Annotated in this window: 16 protein-coding genes; 11 read left to right on the top strand and 5 right to left on the bottom strand. The window is 69.4% G+C overall.

Going from position 1 to position 18,289, the window contains the following annotated elements:
• Positions 1 to 90 precede the first annotated feature (90 nt).
• The 4 genes from ACO07Z_RS22545 to tpiA form a co-directional block, all read right to left on the bottom strand.
• Positions 91 to 963 carry a VOC family protein gene (locus tag ACO07Z_RS22545; protein WP_421700732.1) on the bottom strand — a complete coding sequence of 291 codons (873 nt, stop codon included), beginning with the start codon at positions 961 to 963 and terminating at the stop codon, positions 91 to 93.
• Between the two features lie 230 nt (positions 964 to 1,193).
• Positions 1,194 to 2,822 carry a CTP synthase gene (locus ACO07Z_RS22540; RefSeq protein ID WP_244376433.1) on the bottom strand — a complete coding sequence of 543 codons (1,629 nt, stop codon included), beginning with the start codon at positions 2,820 to 2,822 and terminating at the stop codon, positions 1,194 to 1,196.
• A gap of 116 nt (positions 2,823 to 2,938) precedes the next feature.
• Positions 2,939 to 3,322: a preprotein translocase subunit SecG gene (gene secG / locus ACO07Z_RS22535; protein WP_421700731.1), complete on the bottom strand. Its 384-nt coding sequence runs from the start codon at positions 3,320 to 3,322 to the stop codon at positions 2,939 to 2,941.
• Positions 3,323 to 3,473: 151 nt separating this feature from the next.
• Complete coding sequence (gene tpiA / locus ACO07Z_RS22530) at positions 3,474 to 4,223, bottom strand: triose-phosphate isomerase (protein ID WP_421700730.1); 750 nt, start codon at positions 4,221 to 4,223, stop codon at positions 3,474 to 3,476.
• A 187-nt stretch (positions 4,224 to 4,410) separates the two neighbouring features.
• Between tpiA and ACO07Z_RS22525 the strand changes: the two genes are divergently transcribed.
• The 10 genes from ACO07Z_RS22525 to lexA all read left to right on the top strand — a co-directional run bounded on the left by ACO07Z_RS22525 (position 4,411) and on the right by lexA (position 14,269).
• On the top strand, positions 4,411 to 6,303 hold the full coding sequence (locus ACO07Z_RS22525; RefSeq protein WP_421700729.1) for a SurA N-terminal domain-containing protein: 1,893 nt from the start codon (positions 4,411 to 4,413) through the stop codon (positions 6,301 to 6,303).
• Between the two features lie 15 nt (positions 6,304 to 6,318).
• A complete protein-coding gene (trpE, locus tag ACO07Z_RS22520; RefSeq protein WP_421700728.1) occupies positions 6,319 to 7,833 on the top strand; it encodes an anthranilate synthase component I in 1,515 nt (504 codons plus the stop codon).
• Positions 7,834 to 7,973: 140 nt separating this feature from the next.
• Complete coding sequence (locus tag ACO07Z_RS22515; RefSeq protein ID WP_421700727.1) at positions 7,974 to 8,582, top strand: anthranilate synthase component II; 609 nt, start codon at positions 7,974 to 7,976, stop codon at positions 8,580 to 8,582.
• A gap of 32 nt (positions 8,583 to 8,614) precedes the next feature.
• On the top strand, positions 8,615 to 9,640 hold the full coding sequence (trpD, locus tag ACO07Z_RS22510; RefSeq protein WP_421700866.1) for an anthranilate phosphoribosyltransferase: 1,026 nt from the start codon (positions 8,615 to 8,617) through the stop codon (positions 9,638 to 9,640).
• Positions 9,641 to 9,649: 9 nt separating this feature from the next.
• Positions 9,650 to 10,465: an indole-3-glycerol phosphate synthase TrpC gene (gene trpC, locus ACO07Z_RS22505; protein ID WP_421700726.1), complete on the top strand. Its 816-nt coding sequence runs from the start codon at positions 9,650 to 9,652 to the stop codon at positions 10,463 to 10,465.
• A 3-nt stretch (positions 10,466 to 10,468) separates the two neighbouring features.
• Positions 10,469 to 10,954, top strand: coding sequence for a cyclic pyranopterin monophosphate synthase MoaC (moaC, locus tag ACO07Z_RS22500; RefSeq protein WP_421700725.1), 486 nt, complete (start codon positions 10,469 to 10,471; stop codon positions 10,952 to 10,954).
• Between the two features lie 10 nt (positions 10,955 to 10,964).
• On the top strand, positions 10,965 to 12,185 hold the full coding sequence (gene glp, locus ACO07Z_RS22495) for a gephyrin-like molybdotransferase Glp (protein ID WP_421700724.1): 1,221 nt from the start codon (positions 10,965 to 10,967) through the stop codon (positions 12,183 to 12,185).
• Between the two features lie 56 nt (positions 12,186 to 12,241).
• Positions 12,242 to 12,628 carry an oxalurate catabolism protein HpxZ gene (gene hpxZ / locus ACO07Z_RS22490; protein WP_421700723.1) on the top strand — a complete coding sequence of 129 codons (387 nt, stop codon included), beginning with the start codon at positions 12,242 to 12,244 and terminating at the stop codon, positions 12,626 to 12,628.
• An 83-nt stretch (positions 12,629 to 12,711) separates the two neighbouring features.
• The gene (locus ACO07Z_RS22485) at positions 12,712 to 13,425 is read left to right on the top strand and encodes a GntR family transcriptional regulator (RefSeq protein WP_421700722.1); all 714 of its coding nucleotides are present in this window, start codon (positions 12,712 to 12,714) and stop codon (positions 13,423 to 13,425) included.
• Positions 13,426 to 13,573: 148 nt separating this feature from the next.
• Positions 13,574 to 14,269 carry a transcriptional repressor LexA gene (gene lexA / locus ACO07Z_RS22480; RefSeq protein WP_244376422.1) on the top strand — a complete coding sequence of 232 codons (696 nt, stop codon included), beginning with the start codon at positions 13,574 to 13,576 and terminating at the stop codon, positions 14,267 to 14,269.
• Here lexA and ACO07Z_RS22475 read toward each other — a convergent pair.
• On the bottom strand, positions 14,263 to 16,578 hold the full coding sequence (locus tag ACO07Z_RS22475; RefSeq protein WP_421700721.1) for a ComEC/Rec2 family competence protein: 2,316 nt from the start codon (positions 16,576 to 16,578) through the stop codon (positions 14,263 to 14,265). The genes lexA and ACO07Z_RS22475 overlap by 7 nt on opposite strands.
• A gap of 166 nt (positions 16,579 to 16,744) precedes the next feature.
• On the opposite strand from ACO07Z_RS22475, the gene gltX reads away from it, so the two are divergent.
• Entirely contained in the window at positions 16,745 to 18,181 is a 1,437-nt protein-coding gene (gene gltX / locus ACO07Z_RS22470; protein WP_421700720.1) for a glutamate--tRNA ligase, read from the top strand.
• Positions 18,182 to 18,289: the final 108 nt, after the last annotated feature.

The following is an 18,289-nucleotide window of genomic DNA, read 5'->3' as shown; positions in this document are numbered from 1 at the left end:
GGGAGGGCTCCGCTCCGCTCTCCTTGTGAATAAAGAAAGCCCCGGAAGCGATTCCGGGGCTTTTGCTTTTCGTCTCAGGAACGGTTCGGTTCAGGCTTCTGCCGCCTCGAACACCAGCGTCGCCCCCAACGCCGCCTTCGGGCCGACCACGACCACGCCTTCAATATCCTCCACCGACATGCGCGAGGACGACACCCGCCGGCGCAGGCGGTCCATATCCGCGACCCCGAAGCGCACGGCAGCGAGGCGCAGCCCCGGGCCGGACGGCGCCGGCACCCCGAAGCGCTGGGTGAACAGCGCGTCGCTCATCACGTCGATATCGCCGCGCGGGGTCTTGAGAATGTACCAGCCCTCGACGGCGCGCCGCGCATCCATGCCGGCGAAATCCGCGAGAAAGCCGGTATGGGCCGCCGGGTCGGCGGCGGTCATCACCACCCCCACCACGCTCTGCGCGCCATTCATGTGGCGTTGCAGATCCACCGACCAGAAATTTTCCGGGAAGAGCTGCTGGCAGGTGAAGAAGCCGGCATGCGGCGAAGCCGGATCGCGCGCATAGGCGAGGTTGAAGGCGACCTTGACGCCCACGCCGTCGAGCCGCTTGCCCTCACGCTCGAAGCTGAACAGGTCGATGCCGCCGATCCCGGCCGTGTCGAACTCCAGCTTGTCGATGGCGGCGTCGCGCCCTTCCAGCACCAGCATGGACAGGCCGGGGCCGACCTCGGCGAGGAAATCGCGGTTGAAGGCGCCGAAGGAGAAGCGCGTCACGTCCTGCGGCGGGATCTTCTCGGCGTCGGCGATCTCAAGCAGCTCGACGAAGAAACCCGGTAGCTGCACGATGCGGTTGTCGGTGCCCCAGGGATGGCGGTTGCGCGTGCCGACCGTGAAGCCGAGCATGTCGTAGAGTTCGCCCGCCGCCTCGAGGTCGCGGACGACATGGACGACGTGATCAAGACCGCGCTCCACCAGCACCTTCTCCCCTGCTTGCCCGGCACATGCGGCGCCGGGCGAGAATCCCAGGCACCATCAGAGCACGCCGACGGCTGGTGAACCAGCCTCGACTATCGGCGAGGGGCGAGCATGGGCAAGGTGGACGGGCGCGGCCAGGGATCAGCGTCCTGCCGCGCGCCTGTCCGGGCCGGTGCGCCCCCTTGGCAGGGCGCGCCGAATGCGGGCGACGATACGTCCGCCGGCGCTCAGAACAGCCGGCTCTGCACCGCCGCCGCGCCGATGAAGGAGGCGAAGAGCGGGTGCGGCTCGAAGGGGCGCGACTTCAGTTCGGGATGGAACTGCACGCCGACGAACCAGGGGTGATCGGGATACTCGATGATCTCCGGCAGCAGCCCATCCGGCGAGAGGCCGGAGAACAGCATGCCGCAGGCCTCCAGCCGCTCGCGATAGGCCATGTTGACCTCGTAGCGGTGGCGATGGCGCTCGAAGATCGAGGTGTCGCCATAAATCTCCGCCACCCGGCTGCCTTCGGCCAGCGCGGCGGGATAGGCGCCGAGCCGCATGGTGCCGCCGAGATCGCTGCCAATGCCGCGCTTCTCCAGCTCATTGCCGCGCAGCCATTCGGTGAGCAGGCCGACCACCGGCTCCTCGGTGGGGCCGAATTCGGTCGAATTGGCCTTCTCCACCCCAACCAGGTTCCGCGTCGCCTCGATCACCGCCATCTGCATGCCGAAGCAGATGCCGAGATAGGGCACGCGCCGCTCGCGCGCGAACTGGGCCGCGCGAATCTTGCCCTCGGCGCCGCGCTGGCCGAAGCCGCCGGGCACGAGAATGCCGTGAACGTGCTCAAGGAAGGGCGCGGGGTCCTCGCGCTCGAAAATCTCGCTCTCGATCCAGTCGAGATTGACCCGCATATTGTTGGCGAGCCCGCCATGGGTCAGCGCCTCGATGAGGGACTTATAAGCGTCCTTCATCCCCGTGTACTTGCCGACAATGGCGATGGTGACCGAGCCTTCCGGGTTACGGATGCCGGCTTCCACCTTCTTCCAGCGCGTGAGGTCCGGTTCGGGCGCCGGCTCGATGCCGAAGGCCGCCAGCACTTCCGTATCGAGCCCGGCCTCGTGATAGGCCGAGGGCACGGCATAGATGCTGTCGGCATCGCGCGCCTCGATCACCGCGCTCTCACGGACATTGCAGAACAGGCCAAGCTTGCGGCGCTCCTCGCGCGGGATCTCGCGGTCGGTGCGGCAGAGCAGGATGTCCGGCGCGATGCCGATGGAGCGCAGCTCCTTCACCGAATGCTGCGTCGGCTTGGTCTTCAGTTCACCGGCGGACGGGATGAAGGGCAGCAAAGTGAGGTGGATATAAATGCAGTGCCGGCGCGGTAGCTCGTTGCCGATCTGGCGGATCGCCTCCAGGAACGGCATCGCCTCGATATCGCCGACCGTGCCGCCGATCTCCACCAGCACGAAATCGTAGCCCTCATTGCCCGAAAGCACGAAGTCCTTGATGGCGTTGGTGACGTGCGGAATCACCTGGATGGTGGCGCCGAGATAGTCGCCGCGCCGCTCCTTGGTGAGGATGTCCTGATAGATGCGCCCGGTGGTGATGTTGTCCTGCTTGGTCGCGGGACGGCCGGTGAAGCGCTCGTAATGGCCGAGATCGAGATCGGTCTCGGCGCCGTCGTCGGTGACGAAGACTTCGCCGTGCTGATACGGGCTCATCGTGCCCGGATCGACGTTGAGATAAGGGTCGAGCTTGCGCAGCCGGGTCTTGTACCCACGGGCCTGCAACAATGCACCGAGTGCGGCGGAGGCGAGGCCCTTGCCAAGCGAGGACACGACGCCGCCGGTGATGAAGATGTAGCGCGCCATGGGTTTTGGTTTCTACCGGCAAAAACGCGATTCGACGAGGGCCCGCCTTGCCGAACGGGCGCCCGCCTGTGGCTAAACCGAGGGCCGCGCCGACGCGTGTCGACGCGGCACCGTTATCACTGCGACTGCGGAGCCTGCGGCGCGGCGGGAGCGGCCGGCGGCGCGGGCTGGGCGGCGTTGAGCTGGTCCAGCACGGAGCCACCGGGAGCGGGAGCCGAGGGCGCACCGGGAACGGCGGCCGGGGCGTTGAAAATCGTCGTCGGACCGCGCCCCCAGCCGGCGAGAATGGTGAGCGACAGGCTGGTGACGAAGAACAGCCCCGCCAGAATCGCCGTCGCGCGGGTCAGCACATTCGCCGTCCCACGGGCGCTGAAGAAGCCGCCGCCACCGCCTCCCCCGCCGCCAATGCCGAGCCCGCCCCCTTCGGAACGCTGAATCAGCACCACGCCGATCAGGGCCAGCACGACCATGAGATGGATGACGATGAGTACGGTTTGCATCTGACGCCTTCAAAATGCTCATGCAGCGGCACGCGAGCCCAATCCTGAACTCGCCCGCCGCACGTGTTGGGCGCGTTCCTACACGATTGCGCCCGGCGTTTCCAGCCGCCCGACCACAGGGATTGTTGGCGGGCGGCCGGAAGACGCCGCCTTACAGATAGGCGCGGGCAATGGCGAGAAAAGACTCCGCCTTGAGGCTCGCGCCGCCGACCAGAGCGCCGTCCACATCCGGCACGGCGAGAATCTCGCGCGCGTTCTCCGGCTTCACGGAGCCGCCATAGAGCAGGCGGAACCCCTCCCCCTCGGCGCCGAACCGCGCGGTGAGCGCCCCGCGCAGCGCGGCGTGCATCTCGGCGATGTCGTCATTGGTGGGGGTGAGGCCGGTCCCGATCGCCCAGACCGGCTCATAGGCCACGACCAGACCGGCGGCGGTGGCACCGTCGGGGATCGAGCCCTCCAGCTGGCCACGTACCACATCGAGCGCCTGCCCGGCCTCACGCTCCTCGCGCGTCTCGCCGACGCAGACGATGGCGATGAGGCCGGCGCGGCGCGCCGCCTCGGCCTTGGCCCGCACCTGGCCATTGCTCTCGCGATGGTCCTGACGCCGCTCGGAGTGACCGACGATGACGGCGCGCGCCCCGGCATCGGCCAGCATCTCGGCGGCGATGTCCCCGGTATGGGCACCGAAGGGCTTGGCGTGGCAGTCCTGTCCGCCGACGCCGACAGCGCCGGCAGCAGCCGCGAACGCGGAGAGCAGCGTCGCCGGCGGGCAGACCAGCAGATCGGCCTTGGCCGCGAGCGCGGCGTCATAGCCATCGACGATGGCGGCGAACTCGCCGAGCGAGCCCTTGAGGCCGTTCATCTTCCAATTGCCGGCGACCAGCGGACGACGCATCTTCATACCGTTCCAAGCTCCTGCACTGTGAAAGCTCCGCGCCTTCGCCTCTTAACAGAGCAAGGCTGCCTGTGCAGCGGCTTTCGTCGCGGGAAGCGCGCAGAAGTGCCGTTGCGGCGACGGGGACGCCTCCCTATTATGCGCGCCTTTCGCGCCCCGGGCCGTCGCCCGCACGACGCCAGACGAGAATCATATGCTTGAGACCCTGCGTAAGAGCGCTTCCGGAATTGTCGCCAAGATCCTGATGGGTCTCCTCATCCTCAGCTTCGCGGTCTGGGGCATCGCCGACGTGTTCCGCGGCTTCGGCAGCCAGACGCTGGCGACCATCGGCGACACCGAGATCACGGTGCCGGAATTCCGGCAGCTCTATCAGGAGCGGCTGCAGCAGATCAGCCAGCAGCTCAAGCGCGGCATCACGCCCGATCAGGCGCGGGCCTTTGGCATTCCAGACCAGCTGCTGAACGAGCAGCTGGCCGAAGCGGCCCTCAACGACCAGGCGAAGGCGCTCGGCCTCGCCCTGTCGGATGAGGAGATCGCGCGGCGGGTGCAGTCGAACCCGGCCTTCCATGGCCCGAGCGGCAGTTTCGATCCCGCCTATTTCAACCAGCTCCTGCGCTCCAACGGCTTCACCGAGGCGCGCTTCGTCGCCGCCGAGCGGGCGCTGGCGCTGCGCCAGCAGCTGATCCAGTCGCTGGGCGGCGGCATCGAAGTGCCGGCCGTGCTGAAGGGCGCGCTTGCCCGCTATGAGGGCGAGGAGCGCTCCGTCAATTACGCGATGCTGACGCCGGCCTCGCTCGCCGCCCCGGCCGACCCGTCGGACGAAGAACTGCGGAAGTTCTTCGACGAACGCAAGGTCGCCTTCCGCGCGCCGGAATACCGCAAGATCGGCGTGCTGGTGCTCACCCCCGAAGCGCTGGCGGCCAGCGAGACCGTTTCCGACGCCGAGGTCAAGGCCGCCTACGACGCCAATCTCTCCACCTATGGCTCGCCGGAAAAGCGCGTCGTGCAGCAGCTCGTCTTCCCCAATGAGGACGAAGCCAAGGCCGCCGCCGACCGCATCAAGGCCGGGACGGCCTTTGCCGACATCGTTGCCGAGCGCAAGCTGAGCGCCAAGGATGTCGACCTCGGCGAGGTCTCGCGCGCTGACATCATCGACCGGCAGGTGGCCGACGCCGCCTTCTCCCTGCCCGCCAACGGCACCAGCGACGTGGTCGCCGGCCGCTTCGGCCCCGTCATCGTCCATATCGGCGCCATCACCCCCGGCAGCGTGCAGCCGCTGGAGGAAGTGGCGCCGGCGATCAAGGCGGCGCTGCAGGTCAATGCCGCCCGCCGGGCCATGCTCGCGACCTATGACAAGATCGAGGACGAGCGTGCCGGCGGCGCGCAGCTCGCCGAGGTCGCCGGCAAGTTCGGGCTCACCGTGCAGAATTTCGACACCAGCGTTCAGGGCCAGGCCCCGGACGGCAGCGCGATTGCTTCCTTCCCCGCGCGCTCGGACGTGCTGCGCGGCGCCTTCGCCACCGCGGTCGGCGAGGAGAACGAGCCGGTCCAGCTGCCGCAGAATGGCGGCTATGTCTGGTACCAGGTCGATGAGATCACCCCGCCGCGCGATCGCAGCTTCGAGGAGGCGCGCGCGCAGGTTCTGGAGCGCTGGAAGCAGGACCAGGCCGCACAGGCGCTGGACAAGAAGGTCGAGGAGATCAAGGCGAAGATCGCCGCCGGCACGCCCTTCGACCAGGCCGTGACCGAGGCCGGGCTCGAACTGCGCGCCGCCAACGGCCTGCGCCGTGGCCGCACCGCAGACGGCGTGCCGCAGGACATCATGGCCGCCGTGTTCGAGACGCCCGAGGGTGGCGTCGGCAGCGCGCTCGCCGAGGGCGGCGACAGCCGGCTGCTGTTCCAGGTGCTGCGCGCCGTCGTGCCGGCGGCCACCGCCGCCACCGACGAGAAGCTGCTGTCCGACCTGCGCACGAGCATGGAAAACGACCTGATGACGGAGTACCTCGTCGAGCTGCAGAGCCGGCTCGGCGCCCGCATCAACCGTGCCGCGCTCGACCAGATCGTCGGCACCGACGCGGTGAACTGAGGCGGAACGCGGGTCATGAGCCTCACTCCCGAAGCGGCGGACTTTGCCGCCGCCTATCAGCGCGGCGAGGCGCAGGTGGTCACCACCACGCTCATCGCCGATCTCGAAACCCCGGTCTCGGCCTTCCTCAAGATCGCCGGCGAGCGGCCGAACAGCTTCCTGCTCGAATCGGTCGAGGGCGGCGCCACGCGCGGGCGCTATTCGATGATCGGTATCGAGCCGGATGTGATCTGGCGCTGCCATGGCGACAAGGCGGAGATCAACCGCCGCGCCGCCAGCGACGCCGATGCCTTCGAGCCCTGCCCGGACAAGCCGCTGGTCTCGCTGCGCCGGCTGGTGGAGGAATCGCGCATTCATCTGCCCGAAGGCGCCCCGCCCATGGCGGCGGGCGTGTTCGGCTATCTCGGCTACGACATGGTGCGGCAGATGGAGCGGCTTCCCGCGCCCAAGCCCGATGTCATCGACGTGCCGGATTCGATCTTCATCCGCCCCACCGTCATGGTGGTGTTCGATGCGGTGCGCGACGAAATTACCGTCGTCACCCCTGTGCGCCCGACGCAGGACGTGACCGCCACCGCCGCCTATGAGGCGGCGCGCGAGCGGCTGGAGAAGGTGATCGCCGCGCTCGACAGCGCGCTGCCCAACCTGCCCTCGGAAGACGCGTTCCACCAGGCGGTGGAGCCGCAGTCCAACACCGAGCCAGCGGCCTATCGTGACATGGTCGAGCGGGCGAAGGAGTATATCCGCGCCGGCGACATCTTCCAGGTGGTGCTCTCCCAGCGTTTCGAGGCCCCCTTCGCGCTGCCGCCGTTCTCGCTCTACAGGGCACTGCGGCGGATCAACCCGGCGCCGTTCCTCGTCTATTTCAACTTCGGCGGCTTCTCGCTGGTCTGTTCCAGCCCGGAAATCCTGGTGCGTCTGCGGAACGACACCGTCACCATCCGCCCGATCGCCGGCACCCGCCGGCGCGGCGCCACACCGCATGAGGACAAGGCGCTGGAGGAAGAGCTCCTCGCCGACCCGAAGGAGCGGGCCGAACATCTGATGCTGCTCGATCTCGGCCGCAACGATGTCGGCCGCGTGGCGAAGATCGGGACGGTCGAAGTCACCGACAGCTTCTTCATCGAGCGCTACAGCCAGGTCATGCACATCGTCTCCAATGTCGAAGGCGCGCTCGACCCGCGCCGCGATGCGCTGGACGCGCTGGCCGCCGGCTTTCCCGCCGGCACGGTATCCGGCGCGCCGAAGGTGCGGGCGATGGAAATCATCGACGAGTTGGAGCGCGACAAGCGCGGCATTTATGCCGGCGCCATCGGCTATTTCGGCGCCGATGGCGAGATGGACACCTGCATCGTGCTGCGCACCGCCGTGGTGAAGGACGGGCGGATGTATGTTCAGGCGGGCGCCGGCATCGTCTATGATTCCGTGCCGGAGAGCGAATTGCAGGAATGCGTCAACAAGGCCAAGGCACTGTTCCGCGCCGGCGAGGAAGCCGTGCGCTTCGCCGCCCGGGCCGGCAGGGGGCAGTAAGGCCATGAGCAGGGATCGGCGCCACGAGCGATGGCGGGGCTGGCGATAGACACCATCGCCCGGCGGCGCGGCTTGACCCCGCGCCGGAACAGCCCCTAGACCTTCTCACAGCCGGCATCAGGCCGGCGGATGGACGCACGATGATCCTGCTCATCGACAATTACGACAGCTTCACCTGGAACCTCGTCCACTACATTGGCGGGCTCGGCGCCGAGGTGGAGGTGCACCGCAACGACACGCTCACCGTCGACGAGGCGATGGCGCTGAAGCCGGAGGCGATCGTCATCTCGCCCGGCCCGGCGACCCCGAACGAGGCCGGGATTTCCTGCGCGCTCATCGAGCGGGCGGCCAAGGACGGCGTGCCGGTGTTCGGCGTCTGCCTCGGCCACCAGGCCATCGGCCAAGTGTTCGGCGGCGATGTGGTGCGCGCGCCCCAGCCGATCCATGGCAAGCTGTCGGAAATCCACCACCGCAATGACGGCGTGTTCCATGGCATCAACGGCCCGTTGAAGGCGACGCGCTACCACTCGCTTGTTGTGAAGCGCGACACGCTGCCTGACACGCTTGCGGTCACGGCCGAGACCGATGACGGCCTCATCATGGGCCTGTCGCACACCACGCTGCCCGTTCACGGGGTGCAGTTTCACCCGGAAAGCATCGCCTCCGAGCACGGCCGCACCATTCTCAAGAACTTCCTCGATCTCGCGCGCGCCTGGAATGCCGGCCCCGGCCGGGAGCGGGCGGCGTGAGCGCGGCACAACAGGCGGGGACGCAGAGCCAGATGGACAATCTCAAGCCCATTATCGGCAAGCTGGCGACCGGCACCACGCTGACGCGCGCGGAAGCCGCCGCCGCCTTCGACGTGATGATGTCCGGCGAGGCGACACCCTCCCAGATTGGTGCCATCCTCATGGCGCTGCGGGTGCGCGGCGAGGCGATCGAGGAGATCGCCGGCGCCGTCACCACCATGCGCTCCAAGATGCTGCGGGTGGACGCGCCGGCGGAGGCGGTGGACGTGGTCGGCACCGGGGGCGATGCTTCCGGCTCCTACAACATCTCCACCTGCGCCTCCTTCATCGTCGCCGGCGCCGGCGTGCCGGTGGCCAAGCACGGCAACCGCGCGCTGTCCTCCAAATCCGGCGCGGCCGACGTGCTGATGGCGCTCGGCGTGAAGATCGACCTCACCCCGCAGCAGATCGCCACCTGTATCCGCGACGCCGGCATCGGCTTCATGTTCGCTCCGGCCCATCACCCCGCGATGAAGCATGTCGGCCCGACGCGGGTGGAAATGGGCACGCGCACCATCTTCAACCTCATCGGCCCGCTGTCGAATCCCGCCGGCGTCACCCGGCAGATGGTCGGCGTGTTCGCCCGCACCTGGGTCGAGCCGCTCGCCGAAGTGCTGCGCACGCTGGGGTCGACCCATGCCTGGGTGGTGCACGGCTCCGACGGGCTGGATGAGATCACCACGACCGGCCCGACCCAAGTGGCCGAGCTGAAGGATGGCACCATCCGCAGCTTCGAGATCACGCCGGAAGAATTCGGCCTCGCCCGCGCGACGCCGGAGGCGCTGAAGGGTGGCGATGGCGCTGCCAATGCGCTGGCGCTGCGCGCCGTGCTGGCAGGCGAGCCGAGTGCCTATGCCGATGTCTCGCTGCTCAATGCCGCCGCCGCGCTGGTCGTCGCCGGCAAGGCGGACGACCTCGGCGCCGGGCTGGAGCTGGCCCGCGCCAGTCTTAATGGCGGTCATGCCGCCGCGGCGCTCGACCGGCTGATCGCCACCTCGGCGCTGGCGGCGGCGGAGTAGGAGGGCGCCATGGCCGACATTCTGGAAAAGATCGGCGCCTATAAGCGCGAGGAGATCGCCACCGCCAAGCGCGAGCGGCCGCTCGTGCAGGTGCGCGCGAGCGCCGAGGCGCAGCCGCCGGCGCGCGGCTTCCTGCGGGCGATCGAGGCCAAGATCGCCGAAGGCCCCACCGCGCTGATCGCCGAGATCAAGAAGGCCAGCCCGTCCAAGGGGCTGATCCGCGCCGATTTCGACCCGCCCGCGCTGGCGAAGGCCTATGAGGCCGGCGGCGCGGCGTGTTTGTCCGTGCTGACCGACGGCCCATCTTTCCAGGGCGCGCCGGAATTCCTCGTCGCCGCCCGCGCCGCCTGCGCGCTGCCGGCGCTGCGAAAGGACTTCCTCTACGACACCTATCAGGTGTTCGAGGCACGCAGCTGGGGCGCGGACTGCATCCTCGTCATCATGGCATCGGTCGATGACGCGCTTGCGCTCGATCTGGTCGAGACCGCCCATGGCCTCGGCATGGACGCGCTGGTCGAGGTGCATGACGATGCCGAACTCGACCGCGCCTTGAAGCTGCCGGCGAAGCTGGTCGGCATCAACAACCGCAACCTGCGCACCTTCGACGTGACGCTGGAAACCTCCGAGCGCCTCGCCCCGCGCATCCCGGCGGACCGCGTGATCGTCGGCGAGAGCGGCATCTTCACGCCCGACGACATCGCCCGGCTGGCGCGGGTCAACATCGCCACCATCCTTGTCGGCGAAAGCCTGATGCGGCAGGCGGATGTGGCGGCGGCGACGCGTGCCCTGCTCGCTCCCGCCCTGCCCGCGCGCGCGGCCGGCTGAGCGATGAGCGACGCGCCCCGCCTCACCCATCTCGACGCCGCCGGCGCCGCCCACATGGTCGATGTCGCCGACAAGGCGGTGACCGACCGCGTGGCGGTGGCAGAGGGGCAGGTGACGATGCGGGCGGAGACGCTCGACCTCATCCTCTCCGGCAATGCCAAGAAGGGCGATGTGATCGGCACGGCGCGGCTCGCCGGCATCATGGCGGCCAAGCGCACGCATGAGCTGATCCCGCTCTGCCACGCGCTGCTGCTGTCCAAGGTCGCGGTGGAGATCGAGCCGGATGCCGGTCTCCCTGGCCTCATCGTCCACGCCACTGTCCGCACCAGCGGCCAGACTGGCGTCGAGATGGAAGCGCTGACCGCCGTCACCGTCGCCTGCCTGACGGTCTACGACATGGCCAAGGCGGCCGACCGCTTCATGCGCATCGACAATGTCCGCCTGCTCGAAAAAAGCGGTGGTAGATCAGGCCACTGGCAGGCCGACTGAGGAGAGAAGCATGGCGCTGATGCCGGTCGAGGAGGCGCTGTCCCTCCTTCTCTCCACTGCCGCTCCGCTCGGCGCCGAGACCGTGCCGCTGGAGACCGCCGCCGGCCGGGTGCTGGCCGGGTCGGTGATCGCCCGCCGCACCACGCCGGGCGCCGATGTTTCCGCCATGGATGGCTACGCGCTGCGGGCACAGGATGCCACCCACACCGGGGCAACGCTCGCCGTCATCGGCGAATCCGCCGCCGGCCGCCCCTTTGCCGGCGCGGTGCAACCCGGCACCACGGTGCGCATCTTCACCGGCGCCGTGCTGCCCGAGGGCGCCGATGCCATCGTGATTCAGGAAGACACGCGCCGCGCGGGCGATGTGGTCACGGTCACGGAAGCGGCGACGCCCGGCCGCCACATCCGTCGCGCCGGTGGCGACTTCGCGGCGGGCGAGACGCTGCTGCCCGCCGGCCATCGCCTGCGCGCCCGTGACCTCGCTCTTGTCGCCGCCGGCGATGTCGACGCGGTATCCGTGGTGCGCCGCCCGCGTGTCGCGCTGCTGTCCACTGGCGACGAACTGGTGCGGCCGGGGGCAGGCGCGGGGGCGCATCAGGTGATCGTCTCCAACATTTACTCCGTCGCGGCCCTGGCCCGTGGCGCCGGAGCGGAGGTGGTCGATCTCGGCATTCTGCCCGACACGATGGCGGCGACGCAGCACGGCGTGCGGGCGGCGCTCGATGGCGGCTTCGACGTGCTGGTCACGACGGGCGGCGCCTCGGTGGGCGACCATGACCTCATCGCTCCGGCGCTCACCGCGCAGGGAGTCGACCTCACTGTGCACAAGATCGCGCTGCGGCCGGGCAAGCCGCTGATGTTCGGCCGTTCCGGCGCGACGAGCACGCAGGTTCTGGGGCTGCCGGGCAACCCGGTTTCAGCGCATGTCTGCGCGCTGCTGTTCCTCGTGCCGCTGATCAAGGCGCTGCAGGGACTGGCCGTGCCGGCCCATCCCGCGCTGGAGCCCGCGCGCCTCGCTGGCGACGTGAAGGCGAACGAGCAGCGTATGGATTTCCAGCGGGCCGAGATCGTCGGCCATGCCGAGGGCGTGCCGCTGGTGCGGCCCCTGCCGGTGCAGGACAGCTCCATGCTGCGCAACCTCGCCCGCGCCGATGTGCTGCTCGTCCGCCGGCCACACGCGCCGGCGGCTCTGGCGGGAGAACCGTGCGAGATTCTGCGGCTGGAGGATTGACGCCGCCCCGCCGCGCCTGTGTTCTCAACGCTTGGCTGGCGAAATAGGGGCTGCGCATGGACATCGATCTTCCCGAGGTGATGGCCGAAGTCCGCGCCGTCTTCGAGCGCTATGAGCGGGCACTCGTGGCCAATGATGTCGCCGAACTCGACGCGCTGTTCTGGGACAATGCCCGCACCCTGCGCTATGGCGGCGGCGAGAATCTCTACGGCATCGCGGCGATCCGCGCCTTCCGCGCCGCCCGCTCGCCGGCCGGGCTGGAACGGACGCTCGACGGCACGGTGATCACCACCTATGGCCGCGACATGGCGGTGGCCTCTACCCTGTTCCGGCGGGAGACCGCGCCGGGGCGGGTCGGCCGGCAGATGCAGACCTGGATGCGCACGCCGGAGGGGTGGAAAGTGGTGGCTGCCCATGTCAGCGTGATCGACGACCCTCTCTGAGCCCTTGGTGAAGCCCGGCGCGGCGGCTACACATGCGATGGCCGCCCGGCATTCGGGCGAGCCTGTCGGTCGTGTGTTCGCTCATGTCGGTGCTGCCTGTCCGCCTGCCGCTCGATCGGCCCGCCTCCCCCTCCCGACCGGCGCCGGGCCGGCCGGGGCGCACGACGCGCGCCGAGGAACTGCGCATGCAGCTTGCCGACGAGATCACCCGTGGCACGCTGCCGCCCGGCTCGGCGCTCGATGAAACCGCGCTCGCTGCCCGCTTCGGCGTGTCGCGCACCCCGGTGCGCGAGGCGCTGCGCGAACTCGTCGCCTCCGGCCTTGTGGAGGCGCGCCCGCATCGCGGCGCCGTGGTGGCGCGCCCCAGCGTCGCGCGGCTTCAGAACATGTTCGAGGTAATGGCCGAGTTGGAAGCGCTGTGCGCCGGCCTGTGCGCGCTCAAGATGGCGCCGCCCGAGCGTCGCCAGCTGGAACAGCTGCACGCCGAAATGGGCGAACTCATGCGGCTGGGCGATTTCGCCGCCTATCGCGAGGCCAATGAACTGTTCCACACCTCGGTCTATGCCGGCAGCCACAACGATTATCTGATCGAACTGACGCTCGGCACACGCCGGCGCCTGTCTCCGTTCCGCCGCGCGCAGTTCCGCGCGCTCGGCCGCCTCGCGCTCTCACATGCCGAACACGACCGGGTGACCACCGCCGTTCTGCGCGGCGACCGCGACGGCGCGGCGAGCGCCATGCGCGACCATATCGCCATCGTTCACGATGCCTATGAGCAATACGCCCAGACACTGTGACGACGCGAGGAGACGCGCCGATGCGCACCAATGGCGGTGCCGGAGGTATTTAGCCTCTCTTTACCCATTGTGGAACACAATAAGAACGGCTAGTCTTTGTTCGTGATTTGTTTCGTTCCGGCGCCGTCCGGCAGACGGGGTTGTCTTGATGCTCACCCGAAAACAGCATGAGCTGCTTCTGTTCATCAATGAACGCCTCCAGAAGGACGGCGTGCCCCCCTCCTTCGAGGAGATGAAGGAGGCGTTGGACCTCCGGTCGAAGTCCGGCATCCACCGGCTGATCACGGCCCTGGAGGAGCGCGGCTTCATTCGTCGCCTGCCAAACCGGGCGCGGGCGCTGGAAGTGGTGCGCCTGCCGGAAGACGCGCAGCCGCCCAAGCCCGCCCGCCCCTTCTCGCCCAATGTGATCGAGGGAAATCTCGGCAAGGTACGCCCACCCTCCGACGACGATTCGGAGCGGCGCGTGGTGCCGATCCCCGTCATGGGCCGCATCGCCGCCGGCACGCCGATCTCCGCCATCCAGTCGCGCGACCACACCATCAGCATGCCGCCGGAGATGCTGTCGGGCGGGGAGCATTTCGCGCTGGAAGTGCGCGGTGATTCGATGATCGAGGCCGGCATTCTCGACGGCGACCTGGCGCTGATCCGCAAATGCGACGCCGCCAGCACCGGCGAGATCGTCGTCGCGCTGATCGACGATGAGGAAGCGACTCTCAAGCGCCTGCGCCGCAAGGGCGCCTCGGTGGCGCTGGAAGCCGCCAACCCCGCCTATGAGACTCGGATTTTCGGCCCTGACCGGGTTCGCATCCAGGGCAAGCTGGTGGGGCTTTTCCGGCGTTACTGAGCGGCGTCGGCGGCCGGTGGCCCGTCGTCGTCTGCGGCGAGCGGACCAGCAGCAGCGGTGTCGGCGCCGACCATCGAGGGATCGGCGGGTGAGCGGGAAGCAGACCCTTGCCGCAAGGCGCCCGCGGCAGCAGCGGGTTGGCGGGCCGGCTTTGGCGGCGACGTGGCTTTCGGCTCCCAGGGCCGTGTACCCGGTGCGGCGCGGGCAAAGGCGAGGGTGAGGCCACCATCCGGCCGCAGCGTGCCCGTGACGCCGCCCACAGAGGTTCGCGGGTCGCGGTAGATCACTGTCGCCGCGCAGTTCAGCGGCGGCGCGAAGGGCGTCACCAGCACGGCCGCAAGGCGGCAATCATCCTCCAGCGACTCCCGGTCGCGCGACAGGGCCACCAATCGGCCATCCGGCAAAGCGAGGGTACAGCCGAGCGGATCGCAGGCGGCGGCGGTCGTGAGGCCCTTCGCGCCGAAGCGTGACCGCGCGCCATCCGCGCTCAGCCATTGCTCCACCGCGAAGCGGCCGCCCACGCCGCTGTCACGATCGCCCATCACCGCGAGCGCGCCGTCCCTCCCCCGCACCGCGACGGTTCGCGCCTCCGTATCGACATAGAGGTCGGGACGCGGCGCCGTCGCGGCGATGGCGAGACCTGAGGCGGCCAGCGCCGGCGCCAGCACCACCAGACGGGTGCGGGCGAGGCAGAGCACGGCCAGCCCGAGGCTGATCAGCACCAGGCTCGCCACCGGCATCGCCGGCACACCGCGATCCGCGCCGGGCAGCGCGGCGACAAGGTCGGAAATGTCGCGCATGCGGGCAAGGCCCCAGCCCATCAGCCGCCACGCCGGATCATCCCAGCCGAACGGAATCAGAACCGCCCCGGCGAGGCCCGCCGGCATGACGATGAACGACACGACCGGCGCAGCACCGAGATTGGCCAGCAGGCTGAGCGGTGCCAGTCGCTGAAAACGATAGGCGGCATAAGGCGCCGTCGCCAGCCCCGCCGCCAGCGAGGCCAGCACCAGCCCCACGACATGGCGTGCCGGCACGCCCATCCACCGGCCCGTCCGCGCGGGAACAGTGGTGAGGAGATAGCCGAAGCGCTCATAGGCGGCGACCAGCCCTAGCGTGGCGGCGAACGACATCTGCGCGCCGGGATCGAGCACCGCCCGGGGCGAGAGCGCCAGCAGGGCCAATGCCGCCAGCGCCAATGTCCGCACGGTCAGTGCCGGTCGCCCGAGCACGATACCGCCCAGCACCAGCAGCGTCATCACATAGGCGCGCTGGGTCGGCACCTCGGCACCGGACAGCAGCAGGTAGAAGCTCGCCGAGGCCATGGCCGGCAGCGCCGCCCAGGCCTTGATCGGCCGGTAGAGCGCGAATTCCGGCACCAGCGCCAGCAGCGCCCGGGCGAGGAAGAACACCGAGCTCGCCACGAGCGCCATATGCAGGCCGGAGATCGACAGCACATGCGACAGGCCGGAAATGCGCATGCTTTCCTCGATCGACTCCGGCACCGCGTCGCGCAGCCCGGTGACCAGCGCGACGGCCACGCCCCCCTCCTCCCCCGGCAGCGTCGCATGGATGCGGGCGGCGATGGCGCGGCGGGTGCCGTCGAGCCAGGTGGTGAGCGCCAGCCCCGGCGGCGGCGGCGGGCCGAGGGCCGGCGTCAGCTGCGGCCTTCCGAGCACGTAGCCGGTCGCGCCGATGCCATCGAGCCAGATCGCCCGGCCGAAATCGAAGCCGCCGGGATAGGACGGGCCTGGCGGCGGGGCGAGCGTCGCCCGCAGCGTCACATGGCTGCCCACGGCCGGCGGCTCCCGCCCCGCTAGCGTCACCCGCACCCGCCTCGGCGGATCGGTGCGCGGGCGCTCCAGACGGGTGACGGCGAGGGTGATCCGGCTGCCGCGCGGGCGAAGTTCCGCCGCTTCGACATAGCCGCTGACCTCCACCGCGTTGACCGTCGTGGAAAGGACCGGATGCGCCATGAGCTGCACCTGCAACGCCGCCACCGCGAAGCCGGCGGCGACCACAGCGAGCAGGGCGAAGAGATGAAAGGCGAAGGGTCGGGCGCGTGCCAGCACCGCAAGCCCGAGAAAGCCGAGGGCCGGCACCCAGCCGGCGGAAGCGAGTGGCTCATGCGGCGCGGCGAAATACAGCGCCGCGCCGGCGGCAAAGCCGATGGGGAGGAAAAGAAAGCCGCGCCGGTCGTCGAGTTCGCGCGCCAGCGCCGCGGCGAGCGCCTGCCAGAGCCCGGCGAGGGAGAGATCGGGAAGCCAGCCCGCCGCCGGCTGCCCGCGCGCACCCGCCGCGCCGAGCACCGCCGCCCGGGCTCGCGCGCGCGGCCCGTCTCGCGGTTCCCGTTCCGGCGGCCGCTGCATCCCCCCAAGGCCCCTGCGCGCTTTTCCCGTGTCGCCGACCTATGGTACACGCACGCTCCGCGCCCGCCATGCTTCGACGCCGCCCTGCGGCGCAGACGGAAGAAATATGTCCGAGACCGTCGTTACCCGCTTCGCCCCCTCGCCCACCGGCTTCCTGCATATTGGCGGCGCCCGCACCGCGCTGTTCAATTGGCTCTATGCCCGCGCCAAGGGCGGCACCATGCTGCTGCGCATCGAAGACACGGACCGTCAGCGCTCCACGCCGGAAGCGATCGACGCCATTATCGACGGGCTGAAATGGCTCGGCATCGATTGGGCGGGAGAGGTGATCTACCAGTTCGCCCGCGCCGAGCGGCACCGCGAGGCGGTGGAGCAGATGATCGCCGCCGGCCGCGCCTATCCCTGCTACGCCAGCGCGGCGGAACTGGAGGAGATGCGCGAAACCGCCCGGAGGGAAGGCCGTCCGCCGCGCTATGACGGCCGCTGGCGCGACCGCGACCCCGCCGAAGCGCCCGCCGATCGCAAGCCGGTGTTCCGCCTGAAGGCGCCGACCGAGGGCGAGACCGTCATCGACGATCTCGTGCAGGGCCGGGTGGTGATTCCGAACAAGGACCTCGACGACCTGGTGCTGCTGCGCTCCGATGGTACGCCGACCTATATGCTCTCGGTGGTGGTGGACGACCACGATATGAACGTCACCCACATCATCCGCGGCGACGACCACCTCACCAATGCTGCGCGCCAGACGCAGATCTACCATGCGCTGGGCTGGGAGGTGCCGAAGATGGCACACATCCCGCTGATCCACGGGCCGGACGGGGCCAAGCTCTCCAAGCGCCATGGCGCGCTCGGCGTCGATGCCTACCGCGCGATGGGCTACCTGCCGGCCGCGCTGCGCAACTATCTCGTCCGCCTCGGCTGGAGCCATGGCGACCAGGAGATCTTCTCCACCGAGGAGATGGCACAGCTGTTCGATCTCGACCGCGTCGGCCGCTCGGCGGCGCGTTTCGACTTCGCCAAGCTGGAGAACATCAATGGCCTCTATATCCGCTCCACCCCCGATGCCGAGCTGATCGCGGCCATCGACACGCTGCTGCCGCATATTCCCGAGGGCGCCACCATTGCCGCCGCGCTCACGCCCGAGCGCCGCGCACAGTTGCTCGCCGCCATGCCGGGGCTGAAGGAGCGCGCCAAGACGCTGATCGAACTCATTGAAAGCGCCGCCTATATCTGGCGCGCCCGCCCGCTGCCGCTGGAAGAAAAGGCGCAGGCGCTGCTGACCGAGGAGGCGCGCCGCCTGCTGGCGGCGGCGTCCGTTCAGCTCGCCGCGGTGGGGACGTGGAATGCGGCGGAGACGGAAGCGGCGGTGCGGGCGGTGGCGGAAGCGCAGGGCGTCAAGCTCGGCATGCTGGCGCAGCCGCTGCGCGCGGCGGTGACCGGCAAGACCACCTCGCCCGGCATTTTCGACGTGCTCGCCGTGCTCGGCCGGGAGGAGTCGCTGGCCCGCATCGCCGACCAGACTGGCGCCGACGCACAGGCGTAAGAAACCGTTCTAGCACATGGCGGAAGCGCGGGCGCAAGGGTTCGCGCCCGCCCGGCGGCCGCATTGCGGCAGCGTTTTCGCTGCGCTTGCGAGGGCGGATCGAAACCG

The organism is Ancylobacter sp. (assembly GCF_965229075.1).
Lineage (GTDB): Bacteria > Pseudomonadota > Alphaproteobacteria > Rhizobiales > Xanthobacteraceae > Ancylobacter.
The sequence above is the reverse complement of the archived record's forward strand: the minus strand, read 5'-3'. Positions and strand labels throughout refer to the sequence as shown.